The organism is Paenibacillus sp. Root52 (assembly GCF_001426865.1).
In the GTDB taxonomy this organism is placed as follows: domain Bacteria; phylum Bacillota; class Bacilli; order Paenibacillales; family Paenibacillaceae; genus Paenibacillus.
Map to the genome: position 1 here is coordinate 20467 of NZ_LMFO01000013.1, position 14874 is coordinate 35340.

The following is a 14874-nucleotide window of genomic DNA, read 5'->3' on the forward strand; positions in this document are numbered from 1 at the left end:
AACCCTTGCTACATAAGGGCTAAGGGTGTATTCAATCCAAAACGTTTATGCATCATATATGCAACATGCCCTTAACCCGCGCGGTTGAGGGTTTTTACAATTCGTTCCAGTAGATATTTTATACAGTGATTATGCAGATAGGAGGATGAAAAATGGAAATTGTATTCGCCATTATTAATGTCGTGGTCGTTGGTTTCCTGGTGGTGCAGTTGCGAGAGCAGGATAAGGCTATCAAGGATCTGACCAATCGCTTAGTTGCACGGAATCACAGCGAGTACCTGTCCACACGTATTCAGCCTGGACGACCTCCAGACGACAAGCCACCAAAGCGAATGAGCTGGTATGACGAGCCGATAGAGGGTGATGACGAATGAGTATACTCGACAAGGTGAAAGGGATCTTCACAGGAGAGGATTCTACAGACTCCACGAATCCCAATACACCAGAACAGCAGCGCATCTGGGATGTTGTGAATGAGGACTACCAGGCATTCAAGGCTGCTAGACAACCGGTGGAAGAGCATTGGCGTAAGGAGCAGCGGTTCTACATGGGAGATCACTGGCACGGGCTACGATCCGAGGCGACATCTAAGCGTAGACCTGATTCCGTGGATAACATCGTGTTCTCTCAGCTGGAGTCGATTGTCGGTAAACTGGCGGGGTGGATGCCATACCCTGACTTTAGCGCTCCTGAGCCTGGAGACGAAGAGAAGGCACGGGATCTGAACGACTTCATGCCGTATGAGCTGCGCAAGATCAAGTTCAAGCACAAGCATATGAGAGCTGTGCGCCGGATGGTTATTCATGGCCCCTTGATCTATAAGACCATCTTTGACCCCACGGTGGAAGGTGGCCGGGGATCGAACAAGTACACTGGCCGTAATGACATTCTTCCGGTAAACCTGGCTACCTTCTTTCCAGATCCTCGCATCGATGATTTCATTTTCCTGCAGGAAATGTCTGCGATCATCATTCATTCCCGGCAACCGCTGGAATACTTCCGCAGGTGGTGGAAGAAGCAGGGGGAGAAGGTGCAGCCTGATAACGGCTCATCGGATATCGACCTGTGGGACGATACTACGGAAAGCCAGAATCATCGAACAGACAAGACTTCTGGATTGATTGAGTACTGGTACCGTGGATTACCTAAGATCATGACGCCGGAGGATAAGAAGCTGTTCAACGACTTAGCTGAGGAAGCTCTCTCCCTTGGTAACGATCCATCGGAGCTGTTGGCCAAGGCTAAGGGGGATATGGATGGTGTGCATTGTATCTATGTCTCTACATCAGGCGTCATGCTAGAGCATAGGTCATACATGTACGATCATGGGCAGTATCCCTTTGTTGCTCGGACGCTATACCCCGAAGAGGGCTCAGTGTGGGGCAAGGGCTTTGCTCGTGACATGATCAAGCCGCAGATCATGAAGAACAAGTATGCGGAGATCGGCATTGAGACGTCTGCCAAGATGGGCGGTGCAGCTATTGCCTATGAAGAGGGAGCTATCACGAAGCCCCGTACATGGCAGGAACAACGTGGACAGCCTGGTGCCATGCTTCCCGTAGCTCCGGGTCGCTTGAATGATGTGAAGGAGCTGCAGGGTGTGAACGTGCCGGCAACGGTGTTCAACGGCTTGAATTACTATGACGAGATGCTGCAGAAGATCCCTGGCCAGTTTGATAGCTCTAATGGTCAGGCCAGCAGCAAGGTGACGAGTGGGGAACAGGCTAAGGCTCTTATGGCTGCTGCTGGTACCCGTCTCAACACCGCATCCGACATGATTCAGGAAGCGTTGGAGGAGGTATTCGCTCAGTATGTGGAGCTGATTGCTCAGTTCTACACGACAGAACGGATTGCACGAGTCACTGGTCGTAACGTCTCTATCAGCCGGAATGCCGTCATTTCTCGCGTTCCAACGCAGTATGAGACAGGTAAGACTCTGATTGATCCGGAGACGGGAGAAGAGCAACCAGAGGCGTTTCCGGTGGATGAGGAGTTTGTGCCTGAGTTTGACATCTTGGTAAACATAAGCGTGGACAAGCCTCAGGATAGAGAGTACTGGCTCCAGCTCGTATTCAACTTGATGAATTTGCGGGATCCCGTGACTCAGCTTCCGATGGTGGACGCGGAGGCTGTTCGTTTTGTCATTCAAACAGGACGTATGGAACCGATGGATGTCATTAAGCGCCGTATTGAAGAGGCGTCAGGGATGCAGCAACAACTGCAACAAGCTCAGCAGCAGGCACAGGAGGCACAAGCTCAGGTGCAGCAACTCAGTCAGGAGAACCAAACCATGCAGCAGTCACTCCAGCAAGTTACTGGAGAGCAGGCGCAGCGTGAAGAACGTGATCGTGAGTTTGAGCAGGGTATGAAGCAACAGAAGATGAATTTGGATGCGGCGAAAGTAGCAAGCCAGCTCATGCAGTCGCAACCAACAGGCCAAGGGTGAGAATCCTTTGGCCTATTTATTCTGCCGCCAGCCATAGCGGATTAGGAGGAAGTTAGTTATGAATATCAACTCAAGCGCCAGCCAAAGCGAAGAGGGACAAGAGCAAGAGCGTCACAGTGAGGAAGAGATCCAAGCGTACTACGAGGCTTTCGGTATTGATTACCCAGGTACAGATGAGCCCGGAGATAAGGACGAGGATCTGGACGAAGACCCAGATATCGATTCAGGAGATGAGGATCCTGCCATAGATCCGGCTAAACCTGCAGACATCAAAGGGCTTCAAGTGAAGTACAACGGTCAGGAAACGCTAGTACCGGATGAGGAGGTTCGGGGCTATGTAGAGAAAGGCATGAACTACGACAAGATCAAGGGGCGTAATCAGCAATACGAATCTGCCCTGGATCGCCTTGCACAGCAGCAGGGCTATAAGGATCATGCGGAGCTCTTGGACAACCTGGATCAGATCGAGCAAGCGGCCGTTCAAAAGCGGAAGGATGACTTTGACGGTCTGCAGCAGAATCTGCGTGATGAGGCCGTGAATGCGGGGATCGATCCGGGTGTACTGGATCAGTATCTGAAGCAGCATCCCCTTCTTCAACAAGCTCAGGAGCTGATTCAGCAGTCAGAGCAGGCACAAACCCAGCGCAGTCAGCAGACTGAACAACAACAGCAAGTCGAGGCCTGGGAATCATTCTTCCGTAAGTATCCCGACCTGGCCAATGAGGTGTCTGAGGATGGCACGTCTGCCCCTTGGCTTACACAGGACATGCAGTCACGCATTCAGCGGGGGTATGACCCTATCGATGCGTATGAGCTGGTTCACCGCGATAAGCTTTCTGCCCAGACCCGGAAGCAGGCTGAACAGTCGTTCATCAAGAATCAACGCCTGAATAAGCGGTCACAGGTGGAGACCAATCCACCAGGAAGTTTGGATCCGCAGGCGCCTCAGGAGCTACGTGCTGCGTTCGCCGCATTTGGCTTAGACCCTGCAGGTGCAGAGAAGTATGCGAAAAACTTTGAAAAATAAGGAGGCTGTACACGATGCCACAAGGATTTAAATACATTTACAACGATTATGGTAAGGATCCAACGCGGATCACGTCACAGTTGATGACGAACAATGAAGCGGGTCTTGCTGGTGAAGCCATCAAGATTGTTGCTGGTCGGGTGACTAAGGCTGGGGCAACGGATCCTATTGCGGGATTCCTCACCTCTAACGTTAAGTCTGGTACCGATCAGCAGACAGAGTTCATCCTGGCTCGTGAAGGGGATTGGTACGAGGCGCCCTACTCAGGTACTGCTGCAGCAGGTTTCGTTACGGGAGCCAGTGCTATTGCATTAGCTGCTGATGGGCTTTCTGCCAATGCTGCTACAGTGACGGGTGGATCTCTAGCAGTATTTGAAATTAACACCAATAAAAAGACAGCTCGGTTCAAAGTCAAGAACCGCCAACTGTCCTAATTAGAAAGATTAGAGAGGGGATTATACTATGCAAACGGCATTGAAATGGGATCCGAAAGTATTGGAGCCGATTTACAAAGAGTTATACAAGATGGAAATGGCGAATAAGAAGGACTTTATTCCGTTGCTATACAATGTGACCACCTCCAGCAAGGAGATGGAGTCTTATGCGGGGATCGGCAGCGAGGGAACCATGGAAGAATGGGGGCATTCGAACAACCAGGTGAAGTATGAGGATGTCGATGCGCTTTGGGAGAAGATCCTGAAGAACCGTAAATTTAGTGATGGCCGTATTATTGATCGTGACTTTATTGACGATCTGAAGCTGTCCGAGATCGCAAGACGAATTAAATCTTTGTCGGGTTCAGTTTATAAGACTCAACAGCTACAGGCAGTCGAGTTCCTCAATAATGGTTTTGATACCACGGGACCAAACTGGCGTGGCCGTCTCGATAAGTATGCGGGACCTGATGGCAAAGCGTTGTTTGCTGCCGATCATCCATACAGCCCTACGAACAGCACAGACGTGCAATCAAACCTGGGTGATAGCCCGCTGAATATCGATTCATGGGACGATACAGCTGTGGCTATGCAGGAGTGGGTGGATGATCGAGGAGATGTCATGGCGGTGATTCCGGATACTCTGATCGTTTCCCCGTACAATGCCCGTCCTGCATTTAAGATTGCGGGCTTGCCGGACTCGGATCTTCCGAAGTATGAGCCAGGCAGCAATCACTTTGACGTGAACATGTATCAAGGCACAATCAATGTCATTGTCAATCCGTTCATTTCTGCAGCTAAACGGAAGAACTGGTTTGCGGCTGACTCAGCTCGTCTGAAGCAGTTCAACATCTGGCAGTGGAGACGTAAGATTGAGAACGGCACGTTGACAGATTTTGATACTGAGGCATCCAAATTCAAAGCTATCGGCCGCTGGGCTTACGGGTTCACCAACTACTCGTTCATCTATGGCCACAACGTTCAGTAGGAGCTTCGGCTCCTCTTTTTCTATTTTGGAGGTGTACCATGTATCGGGATGAACTACAAGCGCTGAATGCCATTTATGCAGAGCAGCAACGTACCAATCAATTGTTGCAGCGATCCCAGGTCACTCGTCGTGTTCGTGGAAGACAGTCAGCTCGAAGCAGACGATCCCGCATCAAGTCAGGTGGACAGGAGCTGCAGATGAACAGGTTAATTGAAAAACTAATTGGAGGGATTAATGATGCCAATCAATCACAGCCGACAGCCGAACTATCAGAGGGTAATTCCCGCAGCCGAAGCACCAAGACTACCCGAAAAGCGGGAAGCTGATTACGTTGTCTTTGTAGATGAAGACGGTGCGCCTGTTGATTTAGGTGGCGGTGGATCTGGATCGCAAGCTGCAGCACAGGCGGATAGCACGGCAACCACCATAGCTGGGTTAGTTGCGGACTTTAACTCATTACTGGCCAAGCTTCGCGCTGCTGGCATTATCGCATCATAGGAGGCTTAAAGCATGAAGGTGAGCGACGTAATAGAAGAGATCATTGAGAAGTCGCCCCATACACTCTCACCAGCATCGATCCTGCGCAAGATTACTCAGGTGCGGGATCGCCTGTTGCGTAACCTGGGGTCAGCTCAACAGCAATCCGAAACGGTTTGCACGGCGATTGACCTGGTTAAAGATCAGCCAGCATACACATTGCCATGCCCCCAGAGTGCCGTGACCGAGGTAACCATGTTGCGTGACGATGTGTATGTCCGACTGCCGCTAAGGCAGTTCCATAATGCATCGATCAAGCCGTACCATTATTTCCAAGCAGGACAGATCGGAATTGTACCCACACCTGATACAGATGTAGCCTATGGGATCAAGGTGTTCCATGCACCTGTTCTGTACCCGCTCAGACTGGATGACATGGACAAGGATACCGGCTTTGATCCAGATTACGACATGCTCCTGGTGTATGGGGTGCTGCGGGAAATAACGAATGGCAGTGAGTCAGAGGAATATAACAACAAGTACATTCAACTTTATATGGAATATCAAACGGCATCGAACGGGCAAGAGCGATATGTCGTGGAAGAAAGGTGGTAAAGCATGAGTAGATACCCTTGGAGAGATACCAGTACCGATATTGCCGGTGGACAACCTCCTCAGTGGGAGACACCTCAAGGCGCACAGGCTAAGGCAGATAAAGCCCTGAAAGAGTCGAAGGAGTATACAGATCAGCAAAACGTGGATTTCAGCGCTCATATTGCTAATACCACGATTCACGTTACACCTGCAGATAAGGTCAATTGGAATAGTAAGGCTCCAGGTGTTCACACACATGCGAATGCTACGCCTACAGTTTCTGGATTTATGTCTGCAGAGGATAAAGCTAAATTAAATAACGTGGAAGCCGAGGCGAATAAATACGTTCATCCTATTACGCATCCGCCTGCAATTATTGCGCAGGATAGTTCCAATCGTTTCGTCACAGATGCGGAGAAAGTAGCTTGGAACTGGAAAGCCGATACAACAGAAGCAACCACTTCGACTAAGGGACTTATGTCTGCAGGAGATAAGCAAAAGCTGAACGGGATCCAGACGGGGGCAGAGGTCAACCAAAACGCATTCGCAGTGATCAATGGTGTTGCAGCCAACGATCCGTCCGACATGATTACTCTTGTAGAGGGTGTTGGGATAAGAGTTTCTACAAATCCAGTGACAAAAGAATTGACCATAACAGCTACGGGGAATGCTGCTCCAGGTGCACACGGTTCTACGCATACTGAATATGGAGCAGATCCCATTCCCTCGGCCACTGCGACTGAGGGTGGGTTAATGAGCGCTGCTGATAAGTCTCTTCAATTGGCTCATAGTCAGGAGCTTGAGAATCAGGCCGCAGAGCTGACAGGGTTGAGTGATCGTCTCGATACCCCTGACCGAACAGACATTACACTCCAGCCAGGCATTAGTGTCATCAATGCTAATCAGGATGCGGCGTTTAGGCTTGCTGGCTTACAGGGGCGGACGGCACTTAACTATCAAAGTCAAATTGGTATCTTTGGTGTGTTAAACCCGTATGTCATTCGTTATGGCGATAACCTGTTACCGCCGTTTTATGAGTGGAGTCAACTCGGAACGGATGCAAAAATCGTCTCTTCCTATGAGTTGTCAGTAAACACGACAAACACAGGCGGAAGCTACAGTTATGTTAATGTACCATGTCTACCTAATACTGATTATTACTTATCGGTTGATATCATCGGGACACACGTTGCTGTAGAGACGTTTGACGCTGTAGGTACGTCTATCTTTACAAGATATCTCAACAATGGGATCGTAACAACTGAAGGTAACGCCCAATCCATTAGAGTAACGATCTATAGGGTAGATGCTGGCGATTTAAACGCTAAAGAACCAATGCTCACGATTGGCAATGTAGCCAAACCGTTTGTACCACGTGAAGATGCTATGCTTGCATTACAAACGGAGTTACACGCAAATCCAGATACCGGGGCTAACCCGGATATGGTATTTGAGAGTGATGGACAGTATTTCAAGGTGTCGAAGTGGAGTAGAATTTTTAAAATCGGCGTTGATGCATTAACTACTGACGATTACAACCTTTCAATTCCTGGTAATATGGCAGCTGGATTTAAGAGAGTACGTGTTCGTGGTTTTCCAAAGGCTCCTTATGACCAAGTAGAATACACTTCTTATCTTACGAAATACGATGGTTCCGTGATCGAATTTAGAAGTGATTGGAGTAAAACCATTGAACAGCATTCCGTGAGCAATAACTCCGGTAATTACGCCTTAATAGGAGTAAATAACACAGACAGTGGATGGGGAGACGCATACACACCGACAGCGGATGAGATCAAGGCGTATTTCATGGGATGGAAAATGTACGATGTAACGGTAAGTTCAAGCGGGCAAGGCGTTTACAATGGGAGCGGGGCGGCGAATAAGCGATGGGCTTACCGTGCTGATGGGATTAGCGCTACTTATGCAGGCGGTACGACTACTTTACCAACGACTGTCGCACCAAACTATACACCATACCAACTCCAGTACCAGCTTGCTACACCAGTAGTTGAGCCGATAACGTCTGAGGGGCAATTGACGTTTATAGATGGAGATAACCAAGTAGAGGTAGGAACGGGGATTGTACTCCGTGAATATACTCCTGCTCCTGAGAATACGAACCCCAATCTAAATGGTCGCCGGGAGATTAACTTTACTCAGGTTTCGTCTTCCTTGCTAAAAAATAAGGCGAGTGACATTATTGCCATTTACAAAAACAGTAAAAGAGATTATGCCTGGAGCATTGGCAGGAATGTTTCGGATTCTTACGGATTATCAAGAGCGAATTTAGTGAAAGAATCTTACGATCCAGCAGCAACCTACAGCGTCACATATCTGATGATGGTCAAATATCCGTCAGTGGATATCACAGGAACGTATGCCGAAAATGAAAAGGCTCTTTTGCTGGATACTGTCAAAACGTTGCAAGAGAACACAACAAGAATATCGGTTCTTGAGAGTAAGAAGGCTGAGAAAGATGCTCCTTCGCAAATGTGGATTACGCCTACGTTGCTTAATGGGTGGGTGGATTATGGGACTGGATCTTATGGGAACGCCAGATATTATAAAGATAGCGCCGGGAGGGTTTATTTTGACGGGCTTATCAAGAGCGGAATAGTGGGAAGTTCGGGAATTGCGTTTAAACTTCCCAAAGGTTTTATTCCTTCGAAAACATTTATAACCTTAGTACAATGTAGCGATGGGACTTCGCAGACATATGGAAGGGTTGATGTGAAAAATAACGGAGATGTCGTTATAGCTACGGGAGCTAATGGGTGGTTAAGCCTTGCAGATATTTCATTTTTAGCAGAAGCATAGGGGGGATCAAATGAAAGCCGTACCTAAAGTAAATACTGATGGACTCTATTTAGAGGACGAGATAGTGGACGATGCCTTTAGTGGTGTCGTCCCTTTTTATGCCGATCCGATTCCTGTGATATTTGATCCTGATCAGAGCGAGCAGGTTCCAACGCCAGATGAAGACAAGGAAGAAGCGGAGCCGGGGATTGCTGGGTATCTGGTCGGCGTGTCAATGCCTGCGGGTCTGTTTCGCCCTCAATTTGACATAGCGGCATGGAAGGCGTACCAGGACGAACCTCAGGAAACTTTTCCTGACCTATGGAGCGAAGGACTTAGCCAGGAAGAAATTGACGAGTTGACCAAGCCACAGCCTGAGGAACCTTCTGAGCTGGACATTTTGAAACAACGGCTTGAAGCATCGGAAGTACGCAACGAACAACTGGCAGCCGAGAGTAACGCAAACCAATTGGCTCTCATGGAACTGCATATGATGTTGCTTGGTGTGGTATCACCAGATGAGGGTTAAGCTTGCCAGGCTGCTGATCCGATGGGCTGTAGCACTCATGAAAGGAGGTGAGACGATGCTAGTTGTTTATGTGATGATGATCCACAAAGGGCTGATCAAGCTGGAGCAAGTGCCAGCAGGCAGCCGTGATAAAGTGGCTGAAGCCTTGGAAGCTGGAGATATGGACTCTAACGGAAATATTGTTTAGTAGGCGTTCCCAATATGGAGCGCTATTTTGTGCCCTCTGATCTTCAGGGGGCTTCTATGCGAAATAAGGGGGAGTTGATCCCGTGAATATAAATGACATTATTTCAGAGGCTAACATGCTTGTTCCGAATGATGTTCCAGTTGCAGATAAAGTGATCTGGTTGAATGCGTTGAATCAGGATTTCTTCAACGTTGTGAAAATCCCGAAGATAACGAAGTTCGAATGTAGTTCGGGGCGAGAGGATTACACGCTACCTGCAGATGTGCGACAGAAGAATATCGACTTGGTCATGATCGGGATGTTCCCGTACATGAGCTTAGATCGGGATGAGGTAACGCCAGCGCAGAACGCCTATGCCTTTGATGATACGACTAAGACGCTATCCTTGTTCCCTGCACCCTATAGCAATCTGAAAGGGTTCCTTCGGTACCGGCGAATCGCCACAACAACGTTCCTATCTTCGACGCTAACTGCTGTACCAGATGCTCCAGAGGAATATCACTGGACATTCATCCCTGCGCTTGCATCGATGCTGGCCAACAGCCAGGACGATACCGCTAAAGCAGCCCATTACACCAATGAGTATCGAGCGGCGTGGAATACAGCGGCACAAAACTATCAAGCGGGTGGTTCTAAATGAAGTTGATTCAGTATCCAACCTTTCAGAGTCAGCCCCTAGAGGGTATCATGCCACCGATCCCGCTACGGGAATTTCGTGGCCTAAACACGTTTGATCCGTATTCCATTGAAGATTCGTACCTGACTGAAATGAAGAACATGACAAACAATGACTACCCAGCGCTTTCCACGCGTCCTGGATACACGGTCATCGGAGCTAATGGTTCTCGTGTACTCGGTATGGGTGTTTGGCGCGGACGTGAGCTGCACGTTGTGTTCAGCGATGGGACGTGGAGACGATGGAATGGGTCTTCCTGGGCTACATTGGCCAGTGGTCTGAACACATCTGCCGAGTGGACGTTTACCAACTTCGACGGCAATTTAGGCGGGGTTAACCTCATTGGGTGTAATGGTGTGGATACCATGCGTCGATACAACGGCTCCACGGTGTCTGTGCTGAGCGGAGCACCTTCGAACGGTAAATACATCACGACGTATCAGAACCGGCTATGGTGTGCCGTAGGGAACGAGCTGTGGTCATCTGCACTGGATCAACCGCAAAACTGGAATCAGTTTGCTGGCAACCAGCAGGATAGCTACCGCAGACAGATGGAATCTACACGTGGTGAGGATATCAACATGCTGTCGGGTAGCCTTAGCAAACTGACCATTGGGATGCCTGGTAGTCTTCATGAGCTGTATGGGGGCATTCCTGCGGACTTCAATGTCAGGCTGATTACTGAGGATATGGGGCTCTCCAATAATAAGAGTGCATTGACTCAGGAGGGTTTCATGCGCTTTATGCATCGTACGGGTATCTATGAGTACGGGGGTGGAACACTTCCGACTCGAAGGTTCAGCGAGATCATCGACAAACGCCTGAGTAACATTGGACCCGATACAGTGGCTGGAACAGATGGCCGAAAGCTGTACTTCAACATTCAGCCCGAACAGATGATGGTTTACGATCCTCGATCAGGAGTGGAATCCTGGTGTGAGTGGAACGGGATTCGTGCCGTGCAATTTGCTCAAATGGATAACCGGCTCTATGTGGGGGATTCATCCGGACGAGTATTGTTGATTGGGGGCACTACTGACGCAGGCAGTGCAATTCCTTGGTCGGCAACTACCAAGCCCTTTAACGGCGGGTCTCTTGCTCAGAAGATGCGATGGTACAAGATGTGGGTTGTTGTTGAGCTGACGGGGAGTATGGAGATTCACATGTCTCCCTCGGTAACTGGCGATTCCGATTGGACGCTTGTGCAGAGTATTTCCGGATCACCTGGACAAAAAGTACAACGGGTAATCATTCCAGTACGTCAGTTCACACTTAATAACTGGGTACGTGTTCGGTTCTCCGGATCTGGATATGTACGGATACATGAATTTACGCGGCAGATTCGTCAGCTGCCGTTATATTAGGAGGTCTGTGGATGACACAATGGGGCGATGCGCCACGTATGCATGCACCACCAAATACTGCTGACGTAGCTGTAATGAATGCGTATGTGAAGGATCTGGCCAACACGGTAGCTAAAATGGCGAAGGATCTAGAGTTTATCCTGAATGGCAATGTTGCTTTTGACAATATCCGAGTGGATGGTATCGAAGCTCGTAACATCAAAGCGGAAGCGATCACCACAGACAAGCTAAGCGCGAATGCTGTTTCTGCAGAGAAGATCCAGGCGGGGGCAATTTCCACAGAGAAGCTTCAAGCTGGTGCAGTCACTGCAGATAAGATCACCGTGAACCAGCTCTCTGCGATCAGTGCGAACCTGGGTCATATCGTTGCAGGTCTGATCGAGTCGATTGAAATCTACGGTTCCTATATTGCGACCCGTCGTAATGCATATCCGCGTTGTGAAATGAGCGCAACGGGGAATGTGTTCGGGGCTTTTCGTGATGCCAATAATCACGTTGTTATAGAACCTGATTACGGGGGATCACCAGCTTTACGGTTTACAGTGGCGGGTACTCCTAGAGGCAGAATTCATAATTTGCTGGGATATCCAATATTTGAGAGCGATTCGTCTCTTGGTTTACAAGCAAGAGGTAACATTTTTGTAGATGCCTATCAAATGAGCTTTACAAACTGGGATAAAATTTATGCAGATACCCCAGGGCGAACATTAGGGGATGAATTGAGAGAAGCTTTTGACCGTATCGAAGCCCTAGAGGATAGATGATACAATTTGGATCAATTTGAATATCTTGTTGTGGAAGCTATGGTATATTGGTTGAAAATGGTATAAGGGAGAATTGACATGAAAAAGTATGTTGCTGGATTCCTAGCTGGTGCCTTATTCGTCCTATCTGCCTCGGCTTTCGCAGATGATATTCAATCTTTAGTAGGTAAGAAGATTCAAGGCCAGACTGTTGTAAAGATTGATGGTCAAGAGTTAGACACGGCGATTATTGTTGATGGTAAAAGCTATTCACCTACTAGATCGATAGGGGAAGCGGCTGGATTCGATGTAAGTATGCAGGGTAAGGAAATTATTTTGAATACGAACACGTCCAGCACACCAACGGCCTCAACGCCTGGAAAGGGGCAGAGCGTGGAAGATCAAATAACTAGACTGAAGGAACGGATCGCTGTTGCAGAACAACGGATCGCAGATACCAAAAAGCTTGTTGCAGCAAGTGAATCTGTGATTAACGATCCTTCAAAAGATAGTACAGGCGAAGAAAGTTTCCTTGAAATGCGAAAAGCTAACTTAGCTGAGCAAGAAGCTCTGTTAACTGATCTAGAATCCCAACTGGCTGTATTAACTAATGGGTAAAAAGATTAAAATAGCACTTCAATATATTATAGGTTTTCCTTTGTTATGGTTGTTATTTGCATTTGGAGGGTTCATTGCCGCTAATCCAATCCTATTATTTACTATCACAATGTTATTAGGCGCATCGGCATTGATCTATCGAAAATGGGATGAGAATAAAAGGAAGAAATTAAGACGTGAGGGCTCCTGAGGAGTCCTTTTTATTTTGTATTAAGGAGGTGGCACGGGTGGTTTATACAACAACGGGTACGACTACTGTAAAGAAGAATGAGCCTGTTATCGGTACCCTCGGTTCGGCTGCTTCGGTCAAAATACCAACTGTATCCGGTGCGGCCAATTCACCGTCTCTTGGCAACGGTGGCATTAACTACGCAACAGCTAATACTGCCGGGCGCCAGGGAATCACGGCGAATCAGGCGCAGATCAAGAATGACGATGCCTATCGGCAAAGTGAGATTGCTCGAACGCTGGCCACGATCACGAACCGTCAGAACCAGGGATTAGATACCTCAGCACAAACTAAGTACCTCAATGTCAATCTGGGCTATCAAGCCCCGATGACTCAGACAGCTTCCAATGTGCAAGCTAATCCCGCACCAGCAGCGCAGAACAATTTTGCGATTCCCGGTAGCCGTACAGAAGCCACACTTGGCCGGATCAATGATTTTATTAATAACCAATCCCAGTTCCAATTCACGAAGCCTGAAGCTTTCTCCTATGATCAGACAACCGATCCAGCGTATCAGGCACAGCTTGCCGAGGCTAAACGTAATGTGGTCACACAGCAAGCAGATACGAATGCAGGACTACGAGCAACAGGGCAAGGTAAATCATCCTGGAGTGAGACGGTGGCCAACCAGATCGGCACAGGGGCTATGGAGAGTATTGCGAATAATCTGGTGCCTCAACTCATGCAACAGGCAAACCAGCGATATAGTGATGATGCGAATCGAAATCTGCAGGTTCAACAGATGAATTATGGTGTTGGCCAAGATGCCATCGGGAACCTAGGCAACCTCTACGGTCTGCAGAATCAGGAGTATTTCCAGAATCCGCTTCAAGAGGCTTCTGTCACGGGAAACTATCTTCCAACTGAAGCACGAGATGCAATCAACAAAATAGATAGTTTGAAACAACAAGCTGAGACTAAAGGAATTACCGCTGAGGATCGTGCTGCATTGAGCAAACAAGCTGATTTTATTCGTAGTCAACTTACGGCGATGGGCATCGATGCTAGCCAGTATGGAGCTAATGTTAGTCGTGCGGATGCAGCGAAGGTAAGACCAGGTATTCGTACCCTGCAGGGTCAGACTATGGATCTGAGTAACAAGCAGGCGAACTTGCAAGCGGCTGGTATGTACATGGATGCTTCAGGCAAGCTGATCACGCCGCAGTCTGATTGGGGCGGTCTGGTTCGTCAGGCAGCGAATCCGAATGGGCAGCTTACCATGGCTGGCCAGAATCAAGCGTTCAACCAAGGTCAGCAGCAATGGCAGAATAACTTTGCTGTTGAGCAGTTTGCCTATTCGAAGGCAAGGGATGCAGTTGCAGATAGTCAGTGGGGTGCCCAGTTTCAGCAAAGTGTTGATCAGTTCGGACTTAACTATGCACTACAAGAACTACAACAAAGGGATGAAACAGCGTATCGTAATGCGATGCTGGCCATCAACCAGGATGAGAATTCTCGTGCGTGGCTGGGTATGCAAGGCGCTCCATCATCGGAGTATAACGGCATGAGTGCCAACCAGGTGCTTAGTGCGTTACAGTCTCAGTTTACCGATCCTAACACTCAGAAGTTCACGCCGCCTACAGATTTCGCCACGAAGGATCAGATCTACCAGCAAGTGAGTGGTTTCGGGCTGCCAATCGGACAAGACGATCAGGTGCTGTTATCTATGGGTCTTACCCAGAAAGACATCCAGGAGCTGGATCGAAAGTACGCCGTGAACTCGGGAAACTGACTAGCTCCGGAGCCGCCACCGGAGCAGCTAT

Annotated in this window: 15 protein-coding genes; all 15 read left to right on the plus strand. The window is 48.6% G+C overall.

Annotation, left to right across the window (positions count from 1 at the left end):
* The first annotated feature begins 152 nt into the window (after window positions 1-152).
* The 15 genes from ASD24_RS14875 to ASD24_RS14945 all read left to right on the plus strand — a co-directional run bounded on the left by ASD24_RS14875 (window position 153) and on the right by ASD24_RS14945 (window position 14843).
* The gene (locus ASD24_RS14875) at window positions 153-374 is read left to right on the plus strand and encodes a hypothetical protein (protein ID WP_056697043.1); all 222 of its coding nucleotides are present in this window, start codon (window positions 153-155) and stop codon (window positions 372-374) included.
* The gene (locus tag ASD24_RS14880; RefSeq protein WP_056697044.1) at window positions 371-2446 is read left to right on the plus strand and encodes a portal protein; all 2076 of its coding nucleotides are present in this window, start codon (window positions 371-373) and stop codon (window positions 2444-2446) included. Before ASD24_RS14875 ends, ASD24_RS14880 begins: the two co-directional genes overlap by 4 nt.
* Window positions 2447-2504: 58 nt before the next feature.
* Entirely contained in the window at window positions 2505-3473 is a 969-nt protein-coding gene (locus tag ASD24_RS14885) for a hypothetical protein (RefSeq protein ID WP_056697046.1), read from the plus strand.
* 14 nt (window positions 3474-3487) lie between these two features.
* On the plus strand, window positions 3488-3907 hold the full coding sequence (locus ASD24_RS14890; RefSeq protein ID WP_056697048.1) for a hypothetical protein: 420 nt from the start codon (window positions 3488-3490) through the stop codon (window positions 3905-3907).
* A 28-nt stretch (window positions 3908-3935) separates the two neighbouring features.
* Entirely contained in the window at window positions 3936-4895 is a 960-nt protein-coding gene (locus tag ASD24_RS14895) for a Mu-like prophage major head subunit gpT family protein (protein WP_056697050.1), read from the plus strand.
* Window positions 4896-5129: 234 nt separating this feature from the next.
* Window positions 5130-5393, plus strand: coding sequence for a head fiber protein (locus ASD24_RS30330; protein ID WP_235540588.1), 264 nt, complete (start codon window positions 5130-5132; stop codon window positions 5391-5393).
* Window positions 5394-5405: 12 nt separating this feature from the next.
* Window positions 5406-5987 carry a phage adaptor protein gene (locus ASD24_RS14905; RefSeq protein WP_056697055.1) on the plus strand — a complete coding sequence of 194 codons (582 nt, stop codon included), beginning with the start codon at window positions 5406-5408 and terminating at the stop codon, window positions 5985-5987.
* A 3-nt stretch (window positions 5988-5990) separates the two neighbouring features.
* Window positions 5991-8786: a hypothetical protein gene (locus ASD24_RS14910; RefSeq protein WP_056697056.1), complete on the plus strand. Its 2796-nt coding sequence runs from the start codon at window positions 5991-5993 to the stop codon at window positions 8784-8786.
* A 10-nt stretch (window positions 8787-8796) separates the two neighbouring features.
* Complete coding sequence (locus tag ASD24_RS14915; RefSeq protein ID WP_056697058.1) at window positions 8797-9294, plus strand: hypothetical protein; 498 nt, start codon at window positions 8797-8799, stop codon at window positions 9292-9294.
* Window positions 9295-9349: 55 nt separating this feature from the next.
* Window positions 9350-9481: a hypothetical protein gene (locus ASD24_RS31330; RefSeq protein ID WP_268795334.1), complete on the plus strand. Its 132-nt coding sequence runs from the start codon at window positions 9350-9352 to the stop codon at window positions 9479-9481.
* 82 nt (window positions 9482-9563) lie between these two features.
* Window positions 9564-10121 carry a phage adaptor protein gene (locus ASD24_RS14920; RefSeq protein WP_056697060.1) on the plus strand — a complete coding sequence of 186 codons (558 nt, stop codon included), beginning with the start codon at window positions 9564-9566 and terminating at the stop codon, window positions 10119-10121.
* On the plus strand, window positions 10118-11521 hold the full coding sequence (locus ASD24_RS14925; protein WP_056697062.1) for a hypothetical protein: 1404 nt from the start codon (window positions 10118-10120) through the stop codon (window positions 11519-11521). The genes ASD24_RS14920 and ASD24_RS14925 overlap by 4 nt, the downstream gene beginning before the upstream one ends.
* An 11-nt stretch (window positions 11522-11532) precedes the next feature.
* Entirely contained in the window at window positions 11533-12285 is a 753-nt protein-coding gene (locus ASD24_RS14930) for a hypothetical protein (RefSeq protein ID WP_056697063.1), read from the plus strand.
* Between the two features lie 78 nt (window positions 12286-12363).
* A complete protein-coding gene (locus tag ASD24_RS14935) occupies window positions 12364-12882 on the plus strand; it encodes a hypothetical protein (RefSeq protein ID WP_056697065.1) in 519 nt (172 codons plus the stop codon).
* 227 nt (window positions 12883-13109) lie between these two features.
* Window positions 13110-14843 (plus strand): hypothetical protein, encoded by a 1734-nt coding sequence (locus tag ASD24_RS14945; protein ID WP_056697068.1) that lies wholly within the window; start codon window positions 13110-13112, stop codon window positions 14841-14843.
* The last annotated feature ends 31 nt before the right edge of the window (window positions 14844-14874 follow it).